27 protein-coding genes are annotated in these 23,816 nt (G+C 32.8%); 15 read left to right on the forward strand and 12 right to left on the reverse strand.

Going from position 1 to position 23,816, the window contains the following annotated elements:
- The first annotated feature begins 119 nt into the window (after positions 1-119).
- The 5 genes from ACQ654_RS03195 (at position 120) to ACQ654_RS03215 (ending at position 2,105) form a co-directional block, all read left to right on the forward strand.
- Positions 120-500, forward strand: coding sequence for a T9SS type A sorting domain-containing protein (locus ACQ654_RS03195; protein ID WP_430408869.1), 381 nt, complete (start codon positions 120-122; stop codon positions 498-500).
- A 111-nt stretch (positions 501-611) separates the two neighbouring features.
- Positions 612-845: a hypothetical protein gene (locus ACQ654_RS03200; protein WP_430408870.1), complete on the forward strand. Its 234-nt coding sequence runs from the start codon at positions 612-614 to the stop codon at positions 843-845.
- 94 nt (positions 846-939) lie between these two features.
- Entirely contained in the window at positions 940-1,464 is a 525-nt protein-coding gene (locus ACQ654_RS03205; protein ID WP_430408871.1) for an OmpH family outer membrane protein, read from the forward strand.
- Positions 1,465-1,646: 182 nt separating this feature from the next.
- The gene (locus tag ACQ654_RS03210) at positions 1,647-1,847 is read left to right on the forward strand and encodes a hypothetical protein (RefSeq protein ID WP_430408872.1); all 201 of its coding nucleotides are present in this window, start codon (positions 1,647-1,649) and stop codon (positions 1,845-1,847) included.
- Between the two features lie 63 nt (positions 1,848-1,910).
- The gene (locus ACQ654_RS03215) at positions 1,911-2,105 is read left to right on the forward strand and encodes a hypothetical protein (RefSeq protein WP_430408873.1); all 195 of its coding nucleotides are present in this window, start codon (positions 1,911-1,913) and stop codon (positions 2,103-2,105) included.
- 81 nt (positions 2,106-2,186) lie between these two features.
- Here ACQ654_RS03215 and guaB read toward each other — a convergent pair whose 3' ends face one another.
- The 5 genes from guaB to ACQ654_RS03240 form a co-directional block, all read right to left on the reverse strand.
- Positions 2,187-3,662 (reverse strand): IMP dehydrogenase, encoded by a 1,476-nt coding sequence (gene guaB / locus ACQ654_RS03220; protein ID WP_430412995.1) that lies wholly within the window; start codon positions 3,660-3,662, stop codon positions 2,187-2,189.
- A 133-nt stretch (positions 3,663-3,795) separates the two neighbouring features.
- Positions 3,796-4,659, reverse strand: coding sequence for a hydroxymethylglutaryl-CoA lyase (locus ACQ654_RS03225; RefSeq protein WP_430408874.1), 864 nt, complete (start codon positions 4,657-4,659; stop codon positions 3,796-3,798).
- Between the two features lie 508 nt (positions 4,660-5,167).
- Positions 5,168-5,785 carry a LysE family translocator gene (locus ACQ654_RS03230; RefSeq protein ID WP_430408875.1) on the reverse strand — a complete coding sequence of 206 codons (618 nt, stop codon included), beginning with the start codon at positions 5,783-5,785 and terminating at the stop codon, positions 5,168-5,170.
- 30 nt (positions 5,786-5,815) lie between these two features.
- Positions 5,816-6,313: a mechanosensitive ion channel family protein gene (locus tag ACQ654_RS03235; protein ID WP_430408876.1), complete on the reverse strand. Its 498-nt coding sequence runs from the start codon at positions 6,311-6,313 to the stop codon at positions 5,816-5,818.
- A 15-nt stretch (positions 6,314-6,328) separates the two neighbouring features.
- Positions 6,329-7,348 (reverse strand): quinone-dependent dihydroorotate dehydrogenase, encoded by a 1,020-nt coding sequence (locus ACQ654_RS03240; protein WP_430408877.1) that lies wholly within the window; start codon positions 7,346-7,348, stop codon positions 6,329-6,331.
- A gap of 181 nt (positions 7,349-7,529) precedes the next feature.
- Between ACQ654_RS03240 and pepT the strand changes: the two genes are divergently transcribed.
- The 3 genes from pepT (at position 7,530) to ACQ654_RS03255 (ending at position 10,396) form a co-directional block, all read left to right on the forward strand.
- On the forward strand, positions 7,530-8,765 hold the full coding sequence (gene pepT, locus ACQ654_RS03245) for a peptidase T (protein ID WP_430408878.1): 1,236 nt from the start codon (positions 7,530-7,532) through the stop codon (positions 8,763-8,765).
- A 128-nt stretch (positions 8,766-8,893) separates the two neighbouring features.
- Complete coding sequence (locus ACQ654_RS03250; RefSeq protein WP_430408879.1) at positions 8,894-9,721, forward strand: mechanosensitive ion channel family protein; 828 nt, start codon at positions 8,894-8,896, stop codon at positions 9,719-9,721.
- A 75-nt stretch (positions 9,722-9,796) separates the two neighbouring features.
- Positions 9,797-10,396 carry a YdeI/OmpD-associated family protein gene (locus tag ACQ654_RS03255; RefSeq protein ID WP_430408880.1) on the forward strand — a complete coding sequence of 200 codons (600 nt, stop codon included), beginning with the start codon at positions 9,797-9,799 and terminating at the stop codon, positions 10,394-10,396.
- A gap of 189 nt (positions 10,397-10,585) precedes the next feature.
- Here the strand turns inward: ACQ654_RS03255 and ACQ654_RS03260 are convergent, their stop codons facing one another.
- The 5 genes from ACQ654_RS03260 to ACQ654_RS03280 form a co-directional block, all read right to left on the reverse strand.
- Complete coding sequence (locus ACQ654_RS03260; RefSeq protein ID WP_430408881.1) at positions 10,586-10,915, reverse strand: hypothetical protein; 330 nt, start codon at positions 10,913-10,915, stop codon at positions 10,586-10,588.
- 105 nt (positions 10,916-11,020) lie between these two features.
- The gene (gene yajC, locus ACQ654_RS03265; protein WP_430408882.1) at positions 11,021-11,311 is read right to left on the reverse strand and encodes a preprotein translocase subunit YajC; all 291 of its coding nucleotides are present in this window, start codon (positions 11,309-11,311) and stop codon (positions 11,021-11,023) included.
- Position 11,312: 1 nt separating this feature from the next.
- Positions 11,313-11,903, reverse strand: a complete 591-nt coding sequence (locus ACQ654_RS03270) for a DUF1573 domain-containing protein (protein WP_430408883.1) — start codon at positions 11,901-11,903, stop codon at positions 11,313-11,315.
- Between the two features lie 42 nt (positions 11,904-11,945).
- A complete protein-coding gene (nusB, locus tag ACQ654_RS03275) occupies positions 11,946-12,887 on the reverse strand; it encodes a transcription antitermination factor NusB (RefSeq protein ID WP_430408884.1) in 942 nt (313 codons plus the stop codon).
- 90 nt (positions 12,888-12,977) lie between these two features.
- Complete coding sequence (locus ACQ654_RS03280; RefSeq protein WP_430408885.1) at positions 12,978-14,081, reverse strand: Glu/Leu/Phe/Val family dehydrogenase; 1,104 nt, start codon at positions 14,079-14,081, stop codon at positions 12,978-12,980.
- Between the two features lie 138 nt (positions 14,082-14,219).
- Between ACQ654_RS03280 and ACQ654_RS03285 the strand changes: the two genes are divergently transcribed.
- Together ACQ654_RS03285 and ACQ654_RS03290 are read left to right on the forward strand one after the other, a co-directional pair.
- The gene (locus ACQ654_RS03285; protein WP_430408886.1) at positions 14,220-15,974 is read left to right on the forward strand and encodes an ABC transporter ATP-binding protein; all 1,755 of its coding nucleotides are present in this window, start codon (positions 14,220-14,222) and stop codon (positions 15,972-15,974) included.
- Between the two features lie 79 nt (positions 15,975-16,053).
- Entirely contained in the window at positions 16,054-16,434 is a 381-nt protein-coding gene (locus ACQ654_RS03290) for a PUR family DNA/RNA-binding protein (protein WP_430408887.1), read from the forward strand.
- A 277-nt stretch (positions 16,435-16,711) separates the two neighbouring features.
- On the opposite strand, the gene ACQ654_RS03295 is transcribed toward ACQ654_RS03290, so the two are convergent.
- Positions 16,712-17,065, reverse strand: coding sequence for a 4Fe-4S dicluster domain-containing protein (locus ACQ654_RS03295; RefSeq protein ID WP_430408888.1), 354 nt, complete (start codon positions 17,063-17,065; stop codon positions 16,712-16,714).
- 139 nt (positions 17,066-17,204) lie between these two features.
- On the opposite strand from ACQ654_RS03295, the gene ACQ654_RS03300 reads away from it, so the two are divergent.
- The 5 genes from ACQ654_RS03300 to ACQ654_RS03320 all read left to right on the forward strand — a co-directional run bounded on the left by ACQ654_RS03300 (position 17,205) and on the right by ACQ654_RS03320 (position 22,114).
- Positions 17,205-18,272, forward strand: a complete 1,068-nt coding sequence (locus ACQ654_RS03300) for an acyl-CoA reductase (RefSeq protein WP_430408889.1) — start codon at positions 17,205-17,207, stop codon at positions 18,270-18,272.
- Positions 18,273-18,305: 33 nt separating this feature from the next.
- A complete protein-coding gene (locus ACQ654_RS03305) occupies positions 18,306-19,046 on the forward strand; it encodes a hypothetical protein (protein WP_430408890.1) in 741 nt (246 codons plus the stop codon).
- Positions 19,047-19,186: 140 nt separating this feature from the next.
- Positions 19,187-20,251: a 3-phosphoserine/phosphohydroxythreonine transaminase gene (gene serC, locus ACQ654_RS03310; protein WP_430408891.1), complete on the forward strand. Its 1,065-nt coding sequence runs from the start codon at positions 19,187-19,189 to the stop codon at positions 20,249-20,251.
- Between the two features lie 39 nt (positions 20,252-20,290).
- Positions 20,291-21,250 (forward strand): D-2-hydroxyacid dehydrogenase, encoded by a 960-nt coding sequence (locus tag ACQ654_RS03315; protein ID WP_430408892.1) that lies wholly within the window; start codon positions 20,291-20,293, stop codon positions 21,248-21,250.
- A 192-nt stretch (positions 21,251-21,442) separates the two neighbouring features.
- Complete coding sequence (locus tag ACQ654_RS03320; RefSeq protein ID WP_430408893.1) at positions 21,443-22,114, forward strand: DUF937 domain-containing protein; 672 nt, start codon at positions 21,443-21,445, stop codon at positions 22,112-22,114.
- Between the two features lie 630 nt (positions 22,115-22,744).
- Here the strand turns inward: ACQ654_RS03320 and ACQ654_RS03325 are convergent.
- Positions 22,745-23,767: an NAD(P)-dependent alcohol dehydrogenase gene (locus ACQ654_RS03325; protein WP_430408894.1), complete on the reverse strand. Its 1,023-nt coding sequence runs from the start codon at positions 23,765-23,767 to the stop codon at positions 22,745-22,747.
- Positions 23,768-23,816: the final 49 nt, after the last annotated feature.

The following is a 23,816-nucleotide window of genomic DNA, read 5'->3' on the forward strand; positions in this document are numbered from 1 at the left end:
CATACTTTTCAACTTTTTGGCTTAGTTTTTGGTATTTAACAATAATATGTAAGATGAAGCTTCATTTTTAGTGATGTATTCATTTTTTAACTATATTGTACTTAATACCGTTAAACGTTATGAAAAAACTTTACATTTTGCTTATATGCACATTTGCATCAACAGTGATGTTTGCATCTGAAGTGTTTACAATTCAGACAGAAATTACCGTAGAAAATACGACTGTTTCTGTGTTGGATATGTTTGATTTTTCACAAAATGATCAAACAAAGAAAAAGGTTCATACAAGTTATAGTGATGGTAAATTGACCATTACGGGCGTCAATGCAACTTCAAACATTGCTATTTATAATTTATTAGGTCGAAAAGTTATCGATTTAAAGAATGTAGCCATCAATGGAACGTTTAGTAAATATTTAGATTTACCAAAAAACAACATTTATATTGTAAAAATTACTTCGAACAATTTTACCAAGACATTTAAAATTATTGCCAAGTAATATTTCGAAACATAAAATTTTAAAAACGGATGAAACTTTCATCCGTTTTTTTATGTCTTTTTTCTTCTTTTCTTTCTAAAGAATGATAATTTTGCAAAAAACTTACAATGTATGGCAAAAGTAAAATTGATTTGGGAGTTTAGAGGTCCAGCGGCAAAACGTACTGCAGCGCACCATTGTATTCACTTACACGACTTTATCAAGTTAGAACAGATTGATGGTGAAGCTATTAAAACAGAAGAGTTTTCAGACATGTATGTATGTGCTTCTATGATTATATCACAAGATGATGTTCCTTTTATGCGTGAAAAATTAAAGCCACACAGAGGTCAATTAGTTAAATAATTATACTAAAAAACGTTAATTTTATGTGAGAACGTTTTTTTGGTATGATGTTTTCATTACTTTAGCCAACTTTGAAAAATAAAATATCAATTAGATGAAAATTAAACATTTACTTTACTCGTTAGCAATTGTACTATGCTCATTTACGGCATCGGCACAATCAAAAGTAGGAACAGTTAATATTAATATTATTGTTTCTAAATTACCTGAAATTGTACAAGTAAAAACAGGAATTGCGGCGTATGAAAAGACGTTACAAGCTGATTTGAATGCCAAAATGAAGGCATATAAAGAAGAAGTTGATACCGCTGATAAATCATTTGCTACAATGACACCTGAAGCAAAGAAGAAGAAGCAAGAAGAAATTTTTGCTATTGAAAACGATATTCAAAAATTTAGACAAAATGCGTCTCAATTGATTCAATTGAAACAAGATGAGTTGATGCGTCCATTATATCAAAAAGTTGGTGCGACAGTTGCTGAAATTGCAAAAGAAGAAAAATTTACACAAGTTTTTACTCTTGACGGAAACGAGTTAGCATATGCAAGTCCTGTGTATGATTTAACATTGAAAGTTGCCGCAAAACTTGGAATTAACTTACAAGAGGATAAAAAGTAATTTTTAATACCTCAATTTTATAAAAAAAGCCTTGTATTTACTTTAAATACAAGGCTTTTTTCATGTTTACATCTTATCTCAAATTGATAAATTTGAGGTAGTAAATATATTTTCTTCGCTCTATTTTCTTCTGTAAAGATGCTTGATTTAATATATTAGTATCAAATCAAAACTATAATATCATGAAGAAAAAAAATGCAAAGACGTTAAAATTCGGAAAAACTGTGGTTTCAAACTTGAAAGTAAATCATATAAAAGGTGGAAGCATGGGATCAATAGAATGTCCTTCATATCATCCTACAGTTTGTGACGGTGGAGGTTCAATAAGTAGTCAAGGTATACGTTGTGCTGTTAATTGCGGAACTGGAACATTGCCTGTATAATAATTTATCTACAAATAATTTTATTTAATCAATTTAATACGAATCAATTTTAATTTTTAAACCATGAAAAAAAGAAACATCAAAAACAACCTAAACTTAAAAAAGACTACGATTTCTAGATTGTCTGAAAAAGCCGTTAAAGGAGGAACAGGAACTACGCTTTTCACAACTATTTTTGCTGATTTGTGCTATGGAGCAAATACCAGTTATATTTTGAAGTGCGCAGCTGCTTGTGCGCCACCAGATACTGACGCTTAATAGAAAATAAATTCTTAGAAAAAAGGCTGTTACCTTCTCTATGTTGAAATGTAACAGCCTTTTTATATGTTATACTAAAGATTATCGTCTTGAATAGTTTGGCGCTTCTTTGGTAATGGCAACATCATGTGGATGACTTTCGTTGATTCCACTTGCTGTTATACGTACAAATTTTCCAGTTTCTTTAAGTGTTTCTATATCTTTTGCACCACAATATCCCATTCCTGCACGCAAACCGCCAATGAATTGGTGAATACTTTCATCTAAGTTTCCTTTGTAAGGTACACGACCTACAATTCCTTCAGGAACCAATTTTTTGATATCTGCTTCTACATCTTGGAAGTAGCGATCTTTTGAACCTTGTTTCATAGCTTCCACAGAACCCATTCCACGATACGATTTGAATTTTCTTCCTTCGTAAATGATTGTTTCTCCAGGTGATTCTTTTGTTCCTGCTAGTAATGAACCTAGCATTACAGAATCTGCTCCAGCGGCAATTGCTTTTGGAATATCTCCTGTATACCTAATTCCTCCATCTGCAATAACAGGAACTCCACTACCTTTTATGGCGGCTGAGACTTCTAATACTGCTGAAAATTGAGGAAAACCTACTCCAGCTACCACACGTGTTGTACAAATGGAACCTGGCCCAATTCCAACTTTTACTGCATCAGCACCAGCGTCTACTAAGTATTTTGCGGCTTCTCCCGTTGCAATGTTTCCAACAATTACTTCTAAGTTTGGAAATTTAGCTTTTACTTGTTTTAATACAGTTACCACGCCTTTTGTATGTCCGTGTGCCGTATCAATTACAACCGCATCAACACCTGCATTTACCAATGCTTCTGCTCTATCTACAGCATCCGCAGTAACTCCAAGTGCCGCCGCAACGCGTAAACGTCCGTACGTATCTTTGTTTGCGATTGGTTTTTGTGTAACTTTAGTTATATCACGAAAAGTGATTAATCCTTTTAATTTGTAGTTATCATTTACAATTAAAAGTTTTTCAATTTTATTTTTTTGAAGAATTGCCTCAGCATCTTTCAACGAAGTTCCTTCTGATGAAGTAATTAAGTTTTCACTTGTCATTACCTCAACTATTGGTCGTTCATTGTTATGCTCGAAACGTAAATCTCTATTGGTTACGATTCCTTTTAGTGTTCCGTTTTCGTCAACAATTGGAATTCCGCCAATGCTGTGTTCTTTCATGTTTGCTTTAGCATCAGCAACGATTGCTGTTAACGGCAACGTTACTGGATCGATAATCATTCCGCTTTCAGCACGTTTTACTTTTCTAACTTTTTGTGCTTGACGCTCTATTGTCATGTTTTTATGTAAAACACCGATTCCACCTTCGCGAGCCATCGCAATTGCCATAGAAGATTCTGTAACCGTATCCATAGCGGCGGAAACAATCGGAACATTGATGGTTATATTTCTAGTAAGTTTTGTTTGAATGCTGACTTCTCTTGGAAGTACTTCGGAGAAAGCGGGAACTAATAAAACGTCGTCGTATGTTAGTCCTTCGCCTAAGATTTTGTTGTTGTGTGCTGTCATGGTGCAATTAAAATATAATTGCATGCGAATATACTACATTTTATGTTATTAATACTATTTGCTAGAGTAGATAACAATTTGTTAATGCTTATTTAGTAATGAGTAATGAGATATCAGTATTGAGAACTGAGAACTAATGATATTCATTAAATATTTTAGAAGCTTCATTGTAAGACGATTCAAAACTCATTGCTTGAATGTTTGCATTTGCTTTTGCCGCTGTGAAGTATGAAACCATTTTTTCTGTTGGCATGTTTCCGGTAAGTTCGTCTTTTGCCATCGGGCAACCGCCAAACCCTTGAATAGCGCCATCAAAACGTCTGCAACCAGCTTTGTATGCCGCATCTACTTTTTCATGCCATAAACTTGGTGTTGTGTGTAAATGTGCGCCAAATTCAATTTCTGGATATTTTGGAATGAGATTCGAGTATAGATAATCGATTACATCTGGTGTAGATGAACCTATTGTATCTGATAGCGATAATATTTTCACGCCCATGTTGGAAAGTTTTTCTGTCCACTCGCCTACTATTTCCACATTCCAAGGATCGCCATATGGATTTCCAAATCCCATAGATAAATAGGCAACTACTTCTTTATTCGTTTTTGCCGCAATGTTTAGAATTTCTTGTAGTGTTTCTATGGATTGCGCAATAGTTTTATGTGTATTCCGCATTTGAAAATTCTCAGAAATGGAAAATGGATAGCCTAAGTATTGAATTTCAGGATGTGTACTTGCATCTGTGGCGCCACGTACATTGGCAACAATTGCTAATAGTTTACTTCGTGTTGAAGCTAAGTCCAATTTTGATAAAACTTCAGCGGTGTCCACCATTTGCGGAATTGCTTTTGGCGACACAAAGCTACCGAAATCAATAGTATCAAAGCCTACACGAAGTAATGATTGAATGTATTGTACTTTTTTTTCTGTTGGAATAAACATTTTGATGCCTTGCATGGCATCTCGTGGACATTCGATGATTTTAATGTTTTCCATAGAATGTCAAAGATAATCAACGAAATCGTTTTAGGAACTATTTTTTAGCATCAGTTTTGGCAGTATTTAGCCTTTAGTTTATTCTGAACTTTTTAAACTTACCAATTATTTTTAATTTTACTGATTTTCAATTACTTACACAATAAAATTGTTACTATTTACAATCCGTCAATTTGATAATCACGGGTAAAATCTCTTTTAAAGAGTGTAATTTTCATATTGGTTTACATCATCATTAACATTAAAAATTTATCACTTATGAAAAAAAAGAGTTTAAAAAGTTTAGTACTTAACAAGAGATCTGTATCAAGTCTTACAGATGTTAAAGAAGGAAAAAGAAGAAGTTACACCTCCAAAATTAACTGTTCATTTAACAACATAGTTATCTAATGTTATGGAATCTGAAACGCAAGGAGATCCTTGCCATTCACTCGATCCTGGTTGCGAGTGTTAAGATATGTTTTTAGTTACTTGATAAGGTTGGTCATTTATTGAATGACCTTATTTTTTACAGTAAAATAAATATTGCAATTCCGACAAATACAATTATTTGCAACCATTTCATGAAAGTTCCTATGTTTTTATTTTTTTTGATGGTTTCCGAAATGGTTCCTGCTAAGACAGCTATTGAACCAAAAACAACAAAAGATACTAAGATGAAAAGTAATCCTAAGATGTAAAATTGAAGCACTTCATTCATCGTTTCACTAAAGAGAAAACCTGGAAATAATGCCAAGAAGAAAAGCGTTACTTTCGGATTTAATACATTCATGATGAATCCTTGTTTGAAAAGTTCAGCAACACTTTTTTTAGGAATTGCATCGTTTCCCAATTCAATATCGCCTGAACTTTTGAATACTTTGTACGCTAAATACACTAAATACAATGCACCAAATAGCTTGATGATGAAAAATAATGTTGGATTTTGTTGTAAAATGGTAGATGCGCCAAAAGCAACTACCGTTGTATGAATTAAACAACCTGACATTAAACCCAAAACCGTTGCTATTCCGTATTTACGACCGTTTACAATACTTTGCATTAATACATAAATATTGTCTGGTCCTGGCGTGATTGCCAAAAGCGATGTTGCCGCAACAAATCCGATAAGTATTTCTAAGTCCAATGCTGTGTTTTAATTTAAGAGGTTGGTGTCCTAAGGCTTTTGTTTTTTTATCATTTTTTGAAGAAAAAGATTATTGGGCATATTTATTTCTTCACCTTCTTTTGTTTTTACAGTAACAAAAAAGAGCCCGATATCACTAACTCTTCCTTCAATTTCATATTCTTTTCCTTCCATAATAATAATAGAATCATCAATTCTTACTGAGTGATTAAAGAATAGAATAATACTTGATGTAATGTTAGATAAAAGTGACCATTGTGCAAAAAATGCAACACCAACTACCGTGAGAATTGACCCTATGTAGGCCGCTAAATCAGATTGGTTGACTCCCCAAATAGTTAATATTAACAGAATACATATAAATACTAAAGCTATATTAATTGCTTTTCTAATTATTTTCGCTCTCGATTTTTGGATCAGCTTATTTTTCGTCGTTTTAGTGATGAATTTATTAGATGTCATTCGCACCAGAATATAAACTCCAATAATAACAATAGATTCTATAATTTTTAAATAATATGCTTCCACTCGTATGTATGCTTTTTATAATTTCTGTAGAATTTTTTTGTTGATGTTTTTAATCAACTTTGGACCTTCATATATAAATCCTGTATATAATTGTACCAAATCTGCGCCAGCTTCTAACTTTTCCAATGCGTCTGTAGCAGTATGAATTCCTCCTACTCCAATAATTGGAAACGCTTTGTTGCTTTTTTCTGCTAAGAATCGAATTACTTCCGTAGAACGATTTGTTAATGGTTTTCCGCTTAATCCGCCCATTTCTTCTTTGTTGTCCGATTGTAAACCTTCGCGTGAAATAGTTGTGTTTGTGGCAATTACACCAGCAATTTTAGTTTCGGCAACAATTTCGATGATATCTTCTAACTGCTCATTTGTTAAATCGGGCGCTATTTTTAGTAAGATTGGTTTTGGAGCTTCTTTTGCGTTGTTCATTGTTTGCAACGTTGTCAATAGCTTTGTCAACGGTTCTTTGTCTTGCAATTCGCGTAAGCCTGGCGTATTTGGCGAACTTACATTCACCACAAAATAATCTACATGTGGAAATAACGCTTCAAAACAAATTTTATAATCTTCTACCGCACTTTCGTTTGGTGTCACTTTATTTTTACCGATGTTTCCACCAATTAAAACACCTTTATTTTTCTTTAAACGCGTAACTGCTTCATGAACACCACCATTATTGAATCCCATACGATTGATAATCGCTTCATCTTGCTTTAAGCGAAACAAACGTTTTTTAGGGTTTCCAACTTGTGGTTTTGGCGTTAACGTTCCTATTTCAATAAAACCAAATCCGAAGTTTGACAATTCATTGTATAGTTTGGCGTCTTTATCAAATCCGGCTGCTAAACCTACAGGGTTTTTAAATTTCAACCCAAAAACAGTACGTTCTAAGCGTTTATCATTTACAGTATATATTCCTCTAAAAACACTTGAAACCAAAGGAATTTTACATAATGTTCGGATAAGTGAAAAGGTAAAATGATGCACTTTTTCTGGATCGAATAGAAAAAGAATAGGTTTTACAAGAAATTGGTACATGTTGTTTTGTTTGTGCAAAAATAATCTAATTTTCAAAAGGCAAATATTTTTAATCACTATTTTTTATGATCTTTCATATAAATGGATTGATGCAATAAAAATCTGTATTAAGTTAAAAATACACAAGCACATATTTTAGGAATCCTAAGAAATCTGTTATTTTTGAAGAAAAAGAATATTCATGCAACATATTATAGATAGATTCATTAGTTATGTAACAATTGATACCGAATCTGACCCAACTTCAGAAACAACTCCAAGTACAGAGAAACAATGGAATTTAGCCAATTTGTTAGTGGACGAATTGAAACGCATTGGATTGTCTGATGTTACGATTGACGAAAATGCATATATCATGGCAACGTTGCCAAGTAATGTTGATCATGAAGTTCCTACAATTGGTTTTGTATCGCATTTTGATACGTCTCCTGATTTTACGGGCGCAAATGTGAATCCGCAAATTGTAAAAAATTACGATGGAAAAGATATCGTTTTAAATGCTGAACAGAATATTGTGCTGTCGCCAGATTATTTTGATGATTTGTTATTATATAAAGGGCAAACGCTTATTACTACTGACGGAACAACGTTACTTGGTGCAGATGATAAAGCTGGAATTTGCGAAATTGTTTCTGCCATGGAATACCTTATTAATCATCCAGAAATAAAACATGGAAAAATTCGTATTGGTTTTACTCCTGATGAAGAAATTGGTCGTGGTGCACATAAATTTGATGTAGAAAAATTTGGCGCAGAATGGGCGTATACAATGGATGGAAGCCAAATTGGAGAACTTGAATATGAAAACTTTAATGCTGCAAGTGCTAAAATTGATATCAAAGGAAAAATTGTTCATCCTGGATATGCAAAAGGAAAAATGATCAATTCTATTTTGATTGCAAACGAAATTGTCAATTTATTACCGCCACATGAAATTCCACAACAAACAACAGGTCGTGAAGGATTTTACCATTTACATACAACAAAAGGAAGTGTTGAAGAATCATCTTTAGATTATATCATTCGCGATCATGACAAAGCGAAGTTTGAAGCACGAAAAGAATTGTTAGAAAAAATCGCAACAGACATCAATAGTCGCTACACATACGATCCTGTTACTCTCGTAATAAAAGATCAGTATTTTAACATGAAAGAAAAGGTTGAACCAGTTTTTCATATTGTTGAAATTGCCGAAGAAGCTATGAAAGCATTAAATATTACGCCAATTATCAAGCCAATTCGTGGTGGAACAGATGGTTCGCAATTGTCATTTATGGGATTACCATGTCCTAATATTTTTGCTGGCGGACATAACTTTCACGGACGTTATGAATATGTTCCTGTAGAAAGTATTTTAAGTGCCATAGAAGTGATTGTGAAAATCACGGAGTTGACTGCTGAAAAGTATAAAAAATAGCACATTTTAATACGTTAATCGATTTTTTGACTTACTACATCGAACCATTAATTTTTATGTACTTGTAAGAATTTAACTGAATAAGTCTTTGTTATTTTTGGATATATAACCTTAAAAACAAAGAAATAATGGGAAATACGATTACAGATTCATTAGGTGAATTTTATAATGCAATTGCAGTTGGAATTGGAGATTGGGGATTGAAATTAATTGGAGCTTTAGCTGCCTTAGTCATAGGTTTCTGGATTATTAGAATGATCATGAAAGCGGCTTCAAGAGGATTTGAAACACGTCATATAGACGAAACATTGCGTCCTTTTTTACTTACGTTAATTGGTTTTATACTCAAAATTGTTTTATTAATATCCATTGCTGGAATTGTTGGAATTCCTACGGCTTCTTTTGCAGCATTAATTGCTGGTATTGGAATTGCTATTGGAGCTGCATTTAACGGTTCATTAGGTCATTTGGCTTCTGGTGTAATGCTACTTATTTTTAAGCCTTTTAAAGTTGGTGATTTAATTAAAACTAATGATGCGTTCGGATTTGTAAAAGAAATTTCAGTATTTGTAACCGTTATTGAAACGTTTCAAAACGAAACCGTTATTGTTCCTAATGGTGCAATTACAGCTAATAAAATAACAAATCTTACCAAAATAGGAAATTTACGTATTGATATGCCTTTCGGAATCCAGTATGGAACAGATATTAAAAAAGCGAAAGAAATTGTGGCTCAAGTTTTAAATAACGATGATAATGTATTAAATAATCCTGCACCTAGAGTTGCTGTCAATAATTTGGGCGCTAATGGTATTGAATTGTTAGCAATGCCATATGCAAACTGTGAAGACTATTGGGATGTTTATTGGGATACGCGCCAAAAAATTGTAGAAGCTCTTGGAGCTGCCAATTATGATGCACCTTTTGCACAACGCATTGTAACGATGAAACAATAAGATCATATTTATATAAATTTTATGAAAAGCTACTTTTTTAGTAGCTTTTTTTATTTTAGCACAAACTTTCATAAGATGAAAAAATTCAAATCTGTAGAAGCGTATGTACAAAGTTTTCCTGAATGGGAAGATAAATTACGTTTGCTTAGAAGTATTATTCTGAAAAATCATGATATTGAGGAAGGTTTCAAATGGAGTATGCCTGTGTATATGGTTGATGGAAAAAATTTGATAGGTTTAGGGTCTTTTAAAACACATATAAGTGTGTGGTTTTTTCAAGGTGCTTTGTTAAAAGATGCAGCAAATGTATTGGTAAATGCGCAAGAAGGAAAGACAAAAGCCATGCGCCATATGAAATTTACCAATTCGGCTGTAATCTCTGAGTCTTTAATACAACGTTATATAGATGAAGCTGTTCAATATCAAAAAGAGGGTAAAACGGTTCCTAAGGTCAGAAAAAGTGTTAAATTGATTATTCCAGATGAATTAAAAAGTGAATTCGATAAAAATACAGCATTAAAAACTGCTTTTGAAACGTTATCAAATTACAAACAAAAAGAATATTCGGAATATATTTCAACTGCGAAACGAACAGCCACTAAAGAAAGTCGTTTGGAAAAAATTATTCCAATGATTTTGGACGGAAAAGGATTGAATGATAAGTATAAAAAATAACTGTTGTCCAACAAAAGATAAAAGATCGCTACGCTATTAGATTATAGAATAAAGACTTGTTTAGTAATTAACTGAAAAACAAAGCTTAAAATTATATATTCCTTATTCTTTCCAAAATAATTTCTTTACTACTAATGATTAACTAAAAGTATGGTTGTTCATTAAAGATATCTGAGAAGTTTCTTGGTATTATTCATTTTGAAGCCTTTCTCTTCTCTTTAATAAATTAACATAACAACGATCACAGATTTTATCGGTAAAACATACAGAGTCTTCATCTTCGCTTTTACCAAATTTTACGAAAAATCCTTTTTCAAAATAGATCGGAGATTCTTGTCTTAAAAATTTCTTTTCTTCTTCTGTTAATATATCAGAATACATAAGTCGCACGGCTAGTCCATCTTCATTTTCAGAAATTCCAATTTCGTCTAACTTTTCCTTTAAAATCGGATTATTCTCAATCATTTTTAAATAATCATCTTGACTCATTTTTTTGCAAACTGTGTCACTTTGGCTCATTTTTTTCTTTTTCTTATTTCAAATATAATAAATTATTTCAAAAGTATATTTCAAAAAAAAAGCATCGTTTTCACGATGCTTTTTTGATATGCTTTATAAGTATATTTATTTTTTTTCAGGAGCATTGATTCTCAATGTTGCATCTGCTGAAAGTGCTACGCGTTCAAATTTAATTTTCCCGGCTCCAGTTTCAATAATACATGTATTGTCTTTATCATTGAGTTCAACAATTTTTCCATGAATTCCACTTTTGGTAATCACACGATCACCTTTTTTAATGGAGTTCATAAAGTTTTTCTCCTTTTTTTGACGTTTAATACTTGGTGATAGTATAAAAAAGTATACAACTACCAACATTAGTAGTAAAGGTCCGTATTGTCCTAAAAATCCTTCCATCTTAGTGATTATGCCCTTCGTGACTTGAATTTATCACTCCAGTTTTTTTAGTTGCCGCTGCTTTTTGTTGTGCTTCTTGTTGCACTTTCATTCTCGCTTCTCTCTCAGCTTTTGCTTTTGCTCTTTTAGCTTCTAACTCTGGGTTCGGTTTTGCAAATGCTTTAATACGGAAAATTTCTCTACCTTTTTCAGTGTTAGCTGTAACCGTTACCGTATTTGTTTTTAGGTTTGGTTTGTTTGTAGAGTTGTACTTTACAGTAAACTGTCCTTCAGCTCCTGGTGCAATAGGTTCTCTTGGCCAATCATTTGGAACTGTACACCCACAACTTCCTTTAATGTTTGAAATTAATAAAGGTGTAGATCCAGTGTTTGTAAACTTTACTGTAGTTTCTACTTGATCACCTTCGTCAATAGTACCAAAGTCATGCTCTGTTTTCTCAAATGACATTACTGCAAAATTCTTTGATTGTGCATCTCTTTCTGCAGCTTGTGCAACGTTTTCACTTTTTACTTTTTTGGATGCGTCATCTTTACATGATGTGAATAAGACAAGCGACATAGCTCCTAATAATATAAATCCTTTTCTGATCATAGTGTTTAAAATTTAGAATTGTAAATTTAATAATTGTTTTTGTTACATCAAACCGCGACCGATTTTATTTAACTTATTTTCTTTTTTGTATTCTTTAATTAATTTATCTAGAATCCCGTTTACAAACATACTACTTTTCGATGTAGAATATTCTTTTGCGAGCTCAATATATTCATTTATGGTGACTTTTGCAGGAATTGAAGGAAATTTTAAGAATTCGCAAATTGCCATTTTTAATACTATTAAATCAAGATTTGCAATTCGATCTTTATCCCAGTTTGGTGTTTTTCCTTGAATTTCGGCGGCTAACATGTCATCATTTAATACCGTTTTACGGAATAAGTCTTTAACAAACTGTTTGTCTTCATCATCTTTGTATAGTTCTGATAAAAAGATTTTCTCTCTTCCTTTCTTCGCTTGTTTTATCGATTTTAATATCAATGTATTAATTACAGGAACATCGTCTAACCATGTTAGTTTTTGATCTTCAAAATATTCATATAATTTATCATTTGGTGCAATAATTTCTGAAAATAATTTTGCCACAAAAGCTTTGTCTAAATCATAGCTAGTTTCTGTTTCTGCCATGTATTTTTTATACAAATCACTTGCAATCATTTCATCAAAAATGACACGAATGTATTCATCATTTAATTCCCAATCGTTTAATTTTCTATGCTGTACCGCTTCTTTTAATTCTTTGTTTTCTACTAAATGTAGAATGATTGCGTTTTGAATAAATTTCCTGTTTGGGTTTTTATCTTCTGAAGTCGCCAAGTATTTTTTCTGCGAAAGCGCAAGTTGATTTGTTGCATAATCGCTTAATTTTACAAATAAATCTAGCGTAAGTATGTATAAATCGTGCATATTCGCAATACTCATGTTGATAAATTTCAACTCTTTGTCAACTTGATCACTTTGTGACTGTGACAATGCATAAATGGACTGCATTACTTTAACTCGAATATGTCTTCTTGTTAGCATCTAAGTAAGAACTTTAATTTTAAAAAATGAAAGGCGAAAAGATTCAAATCCTTTCGCCCCGCAAAAATATAATTATTTTGAATAAAGTTACTATTTATTAGCTTCTTTTTTTCTTGTTTCTATTCTATCCAATGCAATGTTTAGTGCAGAATTGTGTGTTGTAGAATTATTTATTTCTGAATGTGTAAATATTTCCAATGTTGTATTGTATATATTTTCGGTTTTACGCATGATTTCTGCTTTTCCGTATCCTTCTAATTCAGCGTATACATTAATAATTCCTCCAGCGTTGATTAAAAAGTCAGGTGCATATGCAATTTCTTTTGCACGTAACATAGCTCCGTGTTTTATTTCATCTGCTAATTGGTTGTTAGCCGCACCTGCTATTACTTTTGCTTTTAGCTTGTAAATACTTTCGTCATTTATAGTTGCTCCTAAAGCACAAGGTGCATACACATCCATTTCTTCAGCATAAATATCAGCTCCCCTGTAAATTTCGGCTCCGTACGCTTTACTTACTGCTTGCAAACGTTCTTCATTAATATCAGCAATCACAACTTTTGCGCCTTCGTTAGATAAATGCTCTACTAATGCTTCACCTACATGTCCAATTCCTTGTACGTATACTTTTTTATCTTCTAAAACATCCGAACCAAATTTATATTTAGCTGCAGCTTTCATTCCCATAAAAACTCCGTATGCAGTAATAGGTGAAGGATTTCCTGCGCCACCTCTTGATTCTGAAATTCCAGTAACATATGGTGTTACGTCTCTAACTAAATCCATATCAACGGTTTCCATTCCGATATCTTCTGCCGTAATGTAACGTCCGCTTAATGAATGTACAAATTCACCAAACTTTTTCATCAATTCTGGCGTCTTCTGCGTTTTGGCATCACCAATGATTACCGCTTTTCCACCACCAAGGTTTAATCCTGTAATTGCTGACTTAAACGTCATTCCACGTGATAAACGAAGTACATCATTTAAGGCTTCCCACTCGTTATTATATTGCCACATTCGGGTTCCTCCCAAAGCAGGTCCTAAAACTGTGTTATGTATTCCTATTATTGCTTTTAAACCTGTATCTTTGTCATTACAAAAAACAACTTGTTCGTGGTTATCAAAAGATAACTGACCAAATACTGGATCTACCTTGTGTAATTCATTTGTGTGTATAACGTCTGTAACCATGTATATTATATTTGATTATACTATCTATAAAAAATAGAGTGCAAAAATAGTGATAATTAAAAATTATGCAATAAACTTGTTGTTAAAATGAATATTTTTCAAAAAAAATTCAAAAAAAACACTTGCTAATATAGGAAAATGAAAGAATTACAATATTTAAATAAATATTTTGCAAAATATAAAGGACGCTTACTTTTAGGTATATTAATCACCATTATAGCACAAATTTTTGCTCTTTTTGCTCCAAAACTCATTGGAAATTCCTTAACCGCAGTTGATAAGTACATTCACAAAGAAATTACAGATATTACAATTGTACAAGATGAACTTTTTGTAAATATCTTAATTATTGTTGGAACTTCTGTCCTAGCCGCTTTTTTTACATTTTTAATGCGTCAGACTATTATTAATATTTCTCGATATGTAGAATATGATCTAAAAAATGAAGTGTACCAACAATATCAAAATCTATCTACCAATTTTTACAAAAAAAATAGAACAGGCGATTTGATGAATCGTATTAGTGAAGATGTTGGAAAAGTACGTATGTATGCTGGTCCTGCAATTATGTACAGTATTCGTACCATCACATTATTTGCTTGCTTAATTCCTTTAATGTTCATTACAGCGCCAAAAGTTGCAATTTATACCTTAGTTCCATTGCCTATTTTATCATTCTTAATATACAAATTGAGTAAAGCCATACAGAAACGAAGTACAATTGTGCAACAATTTCTTTCAAAATTATCCACTTTTACACAAGAATCCTTTTCAGGTGTTTCAGTAATTAAAGCTTACGGAATAGAGCCACAAATCAAGCAAACCTTTGATGCAATGGTGATTGAAGGAAAACAAAAAAACATGGATTTAGTAAAAGTAAATGCATGGTTTTTTCCCATGATGATTTTACTAATTGGTGCCAGTAACATTCTTGTTATTTACATTGGCGGACTGCAATATATTAATGGAGAAATTGAATTTGGTGTCTTGGCAGAATTTATCATGTATGTAACGATGCTTACGTGGCCAGTTGCCACAATTGGCTGGGTAACTTCTATTGTGCAACAAGCTGAAGTGTCTCAAAAACGTATCAATGAGTTTTTAGATGTTGTGCCAGAAATTCAAAATCAAATTGCGGAAGCAACGCCAATTATAGGGAATATTGAGTTCAAAAATGTTTCATTTACGTATGATGATACAAATATTACGGCTTTAAAAGATATTTCTTTTTCGTTAAAATCTGGAGAAACGCTTGCCATTATTGGAAAAACAGGTTCTGGTAAAACGACGATTTTAGATTTAATCAGTAGAATGTATGATATTGATAAAGGAAGTATTGAAATTGACGGAAATCCACTTAAACAGCTAAATTTAAACAGTTTACGAAATTCTATCAGTATTGTTCCGCAAGATGCTTTCCTGTTTTCAGAAACCATAAAAGACAATATTAAATTTGGAAAAGAAGATGCTTCCGAAGCAGAAGTTATAGAAGCCGCTAAATTTGCATCTGTTCATGAAAATATTATCGGATTCAAAAATGGGTATGATACCATTTTAGGAGAAAGAGGTGTTACATTAAGTGGTGGACAAAAGCAGCGTGTTTCCATTGCGCGTGCCGTCATAAAAGATCCAAATATATTGTTATTAGACGATTGTTTGTCAGCTGTAGATACTGAAACTGAGGAAGAAATTTTATCTAATATTGAGCGTGTAACTCAAAATAAAACAACAATTATCGTAAGTCACCGAATTTCTTCTGCAAAAAATGCAGATAAGATTATCGTATTAGATGACGGTCATATTATTCAAAATGGAAGCTATGACACTCTTATACAGGAAGATGGTTATTTTAAAGAACTCTATTTGAAACAACTTTCCGAAAAAGATTTGTAAGATTTTGTTGTTCAGTTAATTTTTTTTTTACATTTTTGAGGGAGATTAACAAACAACTAAATTTTAGAAAAAAGGGATTATGAGTGAAAAAGAATTATTAGAGAAAGAAGAAATTTTCTCTAAAGTATTGAGGGCAGGAAGGAGAACTTATTTCTTTGATGTCAGAGCAACCAAAGCTGGCGACTATTACCTAACCATTACTGAAAGCAAAAAGTTTACGAACGACGATGGAACTTTCCATTACAAAAAGCACAAAATTTACTTATATAAAGAAGATTTTGCCGCATTTACAGAAATTTTAGGTGAAATGACTTCTTATATTGTAGATGAAAAAGGTGAAGAAGTAATTTCTGAACGTCATCAAAAAGATTTCAAAAGAGAATATACCACTGGAGAAGATCAAGGCGGAGACGCTGGTACTTCTGAAAACTTTACAGATGTAAATTTTGAAGATATATAACAATTAACAACCAACCCAAAACCAAAAAAAGCCACTTTATGCTATCATAAGTGGCTTTTTGCTTTTTATAAGAAAACTTCAATGTTCAATGTTCAATGTTCAATGTTCAATGTTCAAAACTAAAAATTTAACATACGTTTGTTGGTAATAATTCTTTACAAAAAAAGCCACTACATGGACTTATGAATGACTTTTCGTATTTTATTTCTCTACTTATCTATTTTCAGAATTCAAATTCAGCTTCAAATTCGATTTCGATTTCGATTTCAGCTTTATTTTACCCTTCTGGATGCATAAATGCTTGTTTTCCTAGTAATTCTTCTTCTGTTTCAACAATATCTTCATCAGGTACACAACAATCTACTGGGCAAACCGCGGCACATTGTGGTTCTTCATGAAATCCTTTACACTCGGTACACTTATCTGGAGATATATAATAAATTTCGTCAGAAATTGGTTCTTGCGCTTCGTCTGCGTTCACAGCTTTACCATCAGGAAGTACAACACTTCCTTTTAAAGATGTTCCATCAGAATAACGCCAATCGTCAGCTCCTTCGTAAATAGCTGTATTTGGGCACTCTGGCTCGCAAGCGCCGCAATTGATACATTCGTCAGTTATAATTATTGCCATTATTTTCTCTTTTCGTTTACAATCTTGTTATCAACTACCACTAATGCGGTAAAAGTTTTATAAATTCGCCAAAACTAAATCTTGGTGTTATTATTTATTTTACAAAAATAACGCCAAAACTATTCATAAACAAATTCAGATGGCTTTAGCAGAAAGAATTAACGCTTTTGTAAAACTTAGTGCATTTTTAGAACAATTTTCTACGGAAAATCCTCAAAAAGATGAAAAAATTCCTTTTAATGAATTGTTTTTTGATGGAATGTTGCATCAATTGAAGCTCACAAAAGAGCATAATGGCTGGTTTACCAAAGAAAATATTCAGTTTGCTATCGGAAATTGGGCAAAAGCTTTGCGTAAAGAAAATTTAGAAAATTGGACAGCAACATATCAATTTGAAAATATTTCTACAAAAAAAGTTGCCATTATTATGGCTGGAAATATTCCGTTAGTTGGTTTTCATGATTTTTTATCGGTATTAATTGCTGGTCATGAAGTATTGGTAAAACAGTCTTCTAATGACAAACACCTACTTCCCTACTTAGCCAAATATTTAGAATATATACATCCTGAATTTAAAGGAAAAATTACATTTACAGATGAAAAATTATCAGAATTTGATGCTGTAATTGCTACAGGAAGTAACAACACGTCTCGTTATTTTGAATACTATTTTAAAGATAAACCCAATATTATTCGTAAAAACAGAAACTCTGTTGCTATCTTAACAGGAAACGAAACGGAAGATCAACTCATAAGTTTAAGTGATGATATTTTCACGTATTTTGGGTTGGGTTGCAGAAGTGTTTCCAAATTATTTGTTCCGAAAGGATATAATTTTGAAGCCTTTTTTAAAGGAATGTATGGAAAAAGTGATAGTATGAATAGTGCAAAATATGCCAACAACTACGATTACAACAAAGCTGTGTATTTAATGAGTTTGTTTGATATTTTAGAAAACGGCTTCTTAATGATCAAAGAAGATGAAAAATATGCGTCACCTATTGCAACGGTTTTCTATGAATATTACGAAAATGTAGAAGCACTCCAAGAAAAATTAAGCGCAGACGCAGAAAACATACAATGTATTGTAGCTGATTTAGATTTTGAAAATCAAGTGGCTTTTGGGCAAACGCAACATCCTGAATTACACGATTATGCAGATGGTGTTGATACGCTTCGGTTTCTAACGAATTTAGATGGTAATTGAACAAAATTACCGCTATACAAGTCATAACCAATTATGAAATTCTTTAAAAAAACACGTCAAGTCTTATTAAAAGATAACAAACTCGGAAAGTATCTAAGTTATGCCGTTGGCGAAATAATTCTTGTTGTTGTCGGAATTTTAATTGCGTTGCAAATTGACGGTTGGAAGGCACAACAAGAGGAAAGTCAACATGAATACAACATACTTCAAAACCTATACAGAGACTTATCTGCCACCAAAGACGAATTAGAAAGTGACGTAAAAGCAAATCAGGCATCAAAATTAAATCTTGAAATTGCGCTAAATCATCTTGATACAAATACGGTGTATACGTCCGCAATGGACACTTTATTTCCTGCCATTGCAAATTGGGAAAGTCCGTTACCGACGTTTACTACGTATGAAATTTTCAAAATGGAAGGTATCAGAATTATTAAAAGTAAGGACATAAAAAATGGTGTTATCAAATTTCACGAATCCACGCTTGGCTTTATCATAAACGATTACGACAAAGCAGAATGGGCATTATTTGAAAACGTGACAATGCCATTCATCACTGAAAATCTAAGTTATTTAGAACAAGGTAAAATAATCAGTTTGAAGCCAAATAATTATGCTGAACTTTCAAAAAATCCGCAGTTTCGAAATATACTAACTCTTACAATGGCAATGCGTAGCAAAGGATTGGCATTTTATGATTCCTCAATAAATGAACTCACGGAATTGCTTCAACTCATAAAAAGTGAAATTGAAAAAAATGGGGATCATGAATAAAATACAACTATTAAAAAAGATCAATACCAAATTATGTAGAATGATAAACTAAATATTTAGCATAATCATAACAACAATTCGTTCATAATTTAGCAACTTTGCATTCAAAATATTCTGATTAACAACACACAACATAAATCATGAAAAAACACAACTTTAGCGCAGGACCATGTATCTTACCGCAAGAAGTATTACAAAAAGCTTCTGAAGCCGTTTTAAACTTTAACAATGACAATCTTTCTTTAATTGAAATTTCACACAGAAGTAAGCCTTTTGTAGCTGTTATGGAAAATGCACGTAGTTTGGCATTAGAATTATTAGGATTGGAAGGAAAAGGATACAAAGCACTCTTTTTACAAGGTGGCGCAAGTACACAATTTTTAATGACTGCTTACAATTTATTAAATACAAAAGCGGCGTACTTAAATACAGGAACTTGGAGTGACAAATCGATTAAAGAAGCCAAACTTTTTGGTGAAGTTGTAGAAGTTGGTTCATCTAAAGATAAAGGATTTACATACATTCCTAAAGGATTTGAAATTCCTTCAGATGCCGATTATTTCCACTGTACAAGTAACAATACTATTTTTGGAACGCAAATGAAAACTTTTCCAGAAACGAATGTTCCTGTAGTTTGCGATATGAGTTCGGATATTTTCTCACGTCAATTAGATTTTTCAAAATTTGATTTAATTTACGCTGGAGCGCAGAAAAATATGGGTCCAGCTGGCGCAACGTTAATTGTTGTAAAGGAAGAAATATTAGGAAAAGTAAATCGGGAAATTCCTTCCATGTTGAATTATAAAATTCATATTGGAAAAGATAGTATGTTCAATACACCAGCTGTATTTCCAATATATGTTTCAATGTTAACATTAGAATGGTTAAAGAATTTAGGTGGAATTGCCGCTATTGAAAAAATAAACGAACAAAAAGCCACGTTGCTTTACAATGAAATAGATAGAAACCCATTATTTAAAGGCGTGGTTGCTACTGAAGATAGAAGTCATATGAATGCAACATTCACACTAACTGATGAAGCATTAAAAGAAACCTTCAATACCATGTGGACTGAAGCCGGAATCAACGGACTAAGCGGACACAGAAGTGTTGGTGGTTATCGTGCTTCCATGTACAACGCTTTACCTTTGGAAAGTGTACAAGTGTTAGTTGACGTAATGCAAGAATTGGAAAGAAAAGCATAATCATTCAATTTTTTAATCTTTGAATATTTAAATTAAATTATGAAAATATTAGCAAACGACGGAATCTCGCAAAGTGGAATTGACGCTTTAGAAAAAGACGGATTCGAAGTTATTACAACCACAGTTGCACAAGAACAATTGATTAATTACATCAATGAGCACCAAATAAACGTATTACTCGTACGAAGTGCTACCAAAGTTCGTAAAGACATTATTGATGCGTGTAAGAGTCTAAAAATCATTGGTCGTGGTGGCGTTGGTATGGACAATATTGATGTTGAATATGCACGATCTAAAGAAGTTCATGTTATCAATACGCCAGCGGCTTCTTCAAGTTCAGTGGCTGAGTTGGTATTTGCACACTTATTTAATGGAGTTCGTTTTGTGTACGATTCCAACAGAAACATGCCATTAGAAGGTGATTCTCGTTTTAAAGACTTGAAAAAAGCCTATGCAAAAGGAACTGAATTACGTGGAAAAACACTAGGAATTATAGGTTTTGGACGTATCGGACGTGAAGTAGCCAAAATTGCTTTAGGTCTTGGTATGAAAGTAATTGCTTCAGACAAATTTATTAGCAAAGCAACCGTAAAAGTAGATTTTTACAACGGACAATTTATCAATGTAGAAATTGATACAGAACCGATGGAAGACGTTTTACAACATTCGGACTTTATCACATTACATGTGCCTGCTCAAAAAGGATACATTATTGGAAAGAAAGAATTTGAACTCATGAAAAATGGTGCTGGAATTGTAAATGCGGCGCGTGGCGGCGTTATTGATGAAGTAGCGTTAATTGATGCCTTAGACAACAACAAATTAGCCTTTGCAGGATTAGACGTTTTTGAAAACGAACCAACGCCAGCTATTAAAGTATTAATGAATCCGAACGTATCGTTAACACCACATATTGGTGCGGCAACTAACGAAGCACAAGACCGAATTGGCTTGGAATTAGCCTCACAAATAGCGGCTATTTTGAAAACTGAAAAGTAAAATTCTATTCATATACATAACTAAAAAGCACTCAAATGAGTGCTTTTTTTGTTTTTAATCGAACAAAAAAATCCATTCGTCTGATATTTATGCATTTCATGCTGTTCATCTAAAAAATACAGGTGCATCCTTTAAGTCTTGCATAATATCCCTATCTTGTTTTCATATTAACAATAAATATCGTTTAAAAAAATGTCTGGAATTTTAGATTTATTAAATAGTGATTTGGGAAAACAAATCATTGGAGGAGTGAGTAATGAGGTTGGACAAGATCAAAACAAAACTGCTTCTGTATTAAGTATGGCGTTGCCTGTACTTATGGGAGCCATGAAAAGAAATGCAAGTACACCTGAAGGTGCTGAAGGATTAAATAACGCTTTATCAAATAAACACAACGGAAGTATCTTAGATAACTTAGGAAGTCTATTTGGTGGTGGAGTTGATCAAGAAGTAAAGAATGATGGTGATGGAATTTTACGTCATGTATTAGGAGACAGAAGATCAAATGTAGAAAATGCAATTAGCAAACAATCTGGTGTAGATGCTTCTTCTATCGGAAACATTTTAAAAGTTGCCGCGCCAATTTTAATGGGCGTTTTAGGAAAGCAAAAACAACAACAAAATGTTCAAAGTTCTAGTGGAATTGGTGACTTACTTGGCGGATTGTTAGGTGGCGGATCATCAAATCAGGCACAACAACAAGGACAACAAAGTTTTATTGAAGCTATTTTAGATGCAGATAATGACGGAAGCGTTATTGATGATATCGCAGGAATGTTCTTCAAAGGAAATGACAAAACAGGAAACGGAAACAGCGGAGGCGGACTTGGCGGATTACTTGGTGGACTTTTTGGAGGAAAATAATATATCAAAAATATATAATTTAGAAAATAGCATTCATGAAAGTGGATGCTTTTTTTGTGGCTAGACTTCTTAGAATTACTTCACTTTAAGATTGTTGGTGTATTGGTAAGTGAATTATTTAACGTGAGTTTGACATAAATTCTATGCAATTAAAATTTTGAAGGTATTTAGCAAGTAATTTTTAAGATACTGAATTATAGATTTTTACTTTCATTCTTCATGTTCGCACAAAGAGAAGAAACAAAAAAAATGTGCTTTTCCAGAGGTGTTTTTCTAAATTTTTCAGTTCACAATTCTCTTATTTTAAATTAAGGAGTTCATAAATCTACGATTTCCAAGGCTTGAGCAGAAATGACTTGTTAATGTATAGTTTTAGGGGAGTTTAACGTGTTTCTTTAGTTTGTAATAAATATCTTTAAATAGAAAAAGAGGAGTAAGCTTACTTTGCTTAGCCATTTTTAAAATAAAGTCACTAGAAAACAACGATATCTTGATTGTAAGCGGTGTTCTTTTTAGAACTTCATAAAAAAGATACTCTTAAAAGCACTAAGAATGCCTTGTTTTTTTGTGAAATTATTGGGTTCTGCAACGGTTACCAGTGTTATGCGTTCGTTTTTCTTATGAATAGGCTTAGACTTTCTTATTTAGATTGACAACTATTTTACCAACTACAGTACGTTGTTCAAGGCTATGAATAGCATCTGGTACGTCTTTTAAGGAAATAACTTTTTGTATAGCGGGATTTATCTTTTTATCAGCAATCATTTCAAGCACTGTTTTTATATTTTTTGTAACCTCAACCTCTTGAGTTAAAGCCATAAATTTCTGACTACCACGGTCGAAACGACCAAAAAGTTTTAGCTTAAGCATATTGTAAAAATCACCTCCAACTAATACATATTTACCATCTTTCTTTAAAATTTGTTTGTATCTGCCTGGACATTCAAAAGATGCCGTATCAAAAACAACATCAAACTCATTTCCTTTTAACGCATTGATTGAGCCCTGTTTTTTATAGTCAACAATCTCATCTGCTCCCCAACTTCTTACTGCGTTAACTTTTTTGGTTGAACATATTGCAGTTACATAGGCTCCCTGAGCTTTTGCTATCTGAACACCAAAAGATCCAACTCCACCAGAGGCACCATTAATCAACACTTTATCTCCTGGATTAATTGAGCAGAGTATCATTCCCATCATTGCGGCTTGGCCAGATATAGGTACTGTTGCGGCTTGCTCAAAAGAAACGGTTTGTGGCTTCTTGACCAAGTGTTTAGCATGTACGATTGCATACGTTGCAAAACCTCCTCCAAGGGATTTTCGAATATCAGCTACGACTGTATCTCCTATTTGAAAACCCTTAACATTTTTCCCGATGAGTTGAATTGTTCCAGCAATGTCCATTCCTAAGATTCTTTTTTTCTTAGAAGGTCTGAACAGTCCAAAAACCATCCGAATAATAAAATAATTTGCTCGGACAATATACCTATCGGCAGCATTAATAGAGGCACATTCAATTTTCACTAAAACTTGATTCTTGTTGGGCTTAGGTATTTCCCTATCATCGACAAGTTCCATTACTTCCTGAGGGTCACCATAGTTTCGGAAAACAATAGCGCGCATAAATTTGGGTACAGATTTTAAAGGTTGCATATTTTTTATTACAAATCTATAGGGAAGCAATGATTCAGCCTTTGCCTGT

Source organism: Kordia sp. (assembly GCF_965283645.1).
Lineage (GTDB): Bacteria > Bacteroidota > Bacteroidia > Flavobacteriales > Flavobacteriaceae > Kordia.

Excerpts from the sequence above, each read along its gene's own strand:
- ACQ654_RS03195 (WP_430408869.1), top strand. The coding sequence starts at position 120 with ATGAAAAAACTTTACATTTTGCTTATATGCACATTTGCATCAACAGTG.
- ACQ654_RS03200 (WP_430408870.1), top strand. The coding sequence starts at position 612 with ATGGCAAAAGTAAAATTGATTTGGGAGTTTAGAGGTCCAGCGGCAAAA.
- ACQ654_RS03205 (WP_430408871.1), top strand. The coding sequence starts at position 940 with ATGAAAATTAAACATTTACTTTACTCGTTAGCAATTGTACTATGCTCA.
- ACQ654_RS03210 (WP_430408872.1), top strand. The coding sequence starts at position 1,647 with ATGAAGAAAAAAAATGCAAAGACGTTAAAATTCGGAAAAACTGTGGTT.
- ACQ654_RS03215 (WP_430408873.1), top strand. The coding sequence starts at position 1,911 with ATGAAAAAAAGAAACATCAAAAACAACCTAAACTTAAAAAAGACTACG.
- guaB (WP_430412995.1), bottom strand. The coding sequence starts at position 3,662 with ATGACAGCACACAACAACAAAATCTTAGGCGAAGGACTAACATACGAC.
- ACQ654_RS03225 (WP_430408874.1), bottom strand. The coding sequence starts at position 4,659 with ATGGAAAACATTAAAATCATCGAATGTCCACGAGATGCCATGCAAGGC.
- ACQ654_RS03240 (WP_430408877.1), bottom strand. The coding sequence starts at position 7,348 with ATGTACCAATTTCTTGTAAAACCTATTCTTTTTCTATTCGATCCAGAA.
- pepT (WP_430408878.1), top strand. The coding sequence starts at position 7,530 with ATGCAACATATTATAGATAGATTCATTAGTTATGTAACAATTGATACC.
- ACQ654_RS03250 (WP_430408879.1), top strand. The coding sequence starts at position 8,894 with ATGGGAAATACGATTACAGATTCATTAGGTGAATTTTATAATGCAATT.
- ACQ654_RS03255 (WP_430408880.1), top strand. The coding sequence starts at position 9,797 with ATGAAAAAATTCAAATCTGTAGAAGCGTATGTACAAAGTTTTCCTGAA.
- ACQ654_RS03260 (WP_430408881.1), bottom strand. The coding sequence starts at position 10,915 with ATGAGCCAAAGTGACACAGTTTGCAAAAAAATGAGTCAAGATGATTAT.
- yajC (WP_430408882.1), bottom strand. The coding sequence starts at position 11,311 with ATGGAAGGATTTTTAGGACAATACGGACCTTTACTACTAATGTTGGTA.
- ACQ654_RS03270 (WP_430408883.1), bottom strand. The coding sequence starts at position 11,903 with ATGATCAGAAAAGGATTTATATTATTAGGAGCTATGTCGCTTGTCTTA.
- nusB (WP_430408884.1), bottom strand. The coding sequence starts at position 12,887 with ATGCTAACAAGAAGACATATTCGAGTTAAAGTAATGCAGTCCATTTAT.
- ACQ654_RS03280 (WP_430408885.1), bottom strand. The coding sequence starts at position 14,081 with ATGGTTACAGACGTTATACACACAAATGAATTACACAAGGTAGATCCA.
- ACQ654_RS03285 (WP_430408886.1), top strand. The coding sequence starts at position 14,220 with ATGAAAGAATTACAATATTTAAATAAATATTTTGCAAAATATAAAGGA.
- ACQ654_RS03290 (WP_430408887.1), top strand. The coding sequence starts at position 16,054 with ATGAGTGAAAAAGAATTATTAGAGAAAGAAGAAATTTTCTCTAAAGTA.
- ACQ654_RS03295 (WP_430408888.1), bottom strand. The coding sequence starts at position 17,065 with ATGGCAATAATTATAACTGACGAATGTATCAATTGCGGCGCTTGCGAG.
- ACQ654_RS03300 (WP_430408889.1), top strand. The coding sequence starts at position 17,205 with ATGGCTTTAGCAGAAAGAATTAACGCTTTTGTAAAACTTAGTGCATTT.
- ACQ654_RS03305 (WP_430408890.1), top strand. The coding sequence starts at position 18,306 with ATGAAATTCTTTAAAAAAACACGTCAAGTCTTATTAAAAGATAACAAA.
- serC (WP_430408891.1), top strand. The coding sequence starts at position 19,187 with ATGAAAAAACACAACTTTAGCGCAGGACCATGTATCTTACCGCAAGAA.
- ACQ654_RS03315 (WP_430408892.1), top strand. The coding sequence starts at position 20,291 with ATGAAAATATTAGCAAACGACGGAATCTCGCAAAGTGGAATTGACGCT.
- ACQ654_RS03320 (WP_430408893.1), top strand. The coding sequence starts at position 21,443 with ATGTCTGGAATTTTAGATTTATTAAATAGTGATTTGGGAAAACAAATC.
- ACQ654_RS03325 (WP_430408894.1), bottom strand. The coding sequence starts at position 23,767 with ATGCAACCTTTAAAATCTGTACCCAAATTTATGCGCGCTATTGTTTTC.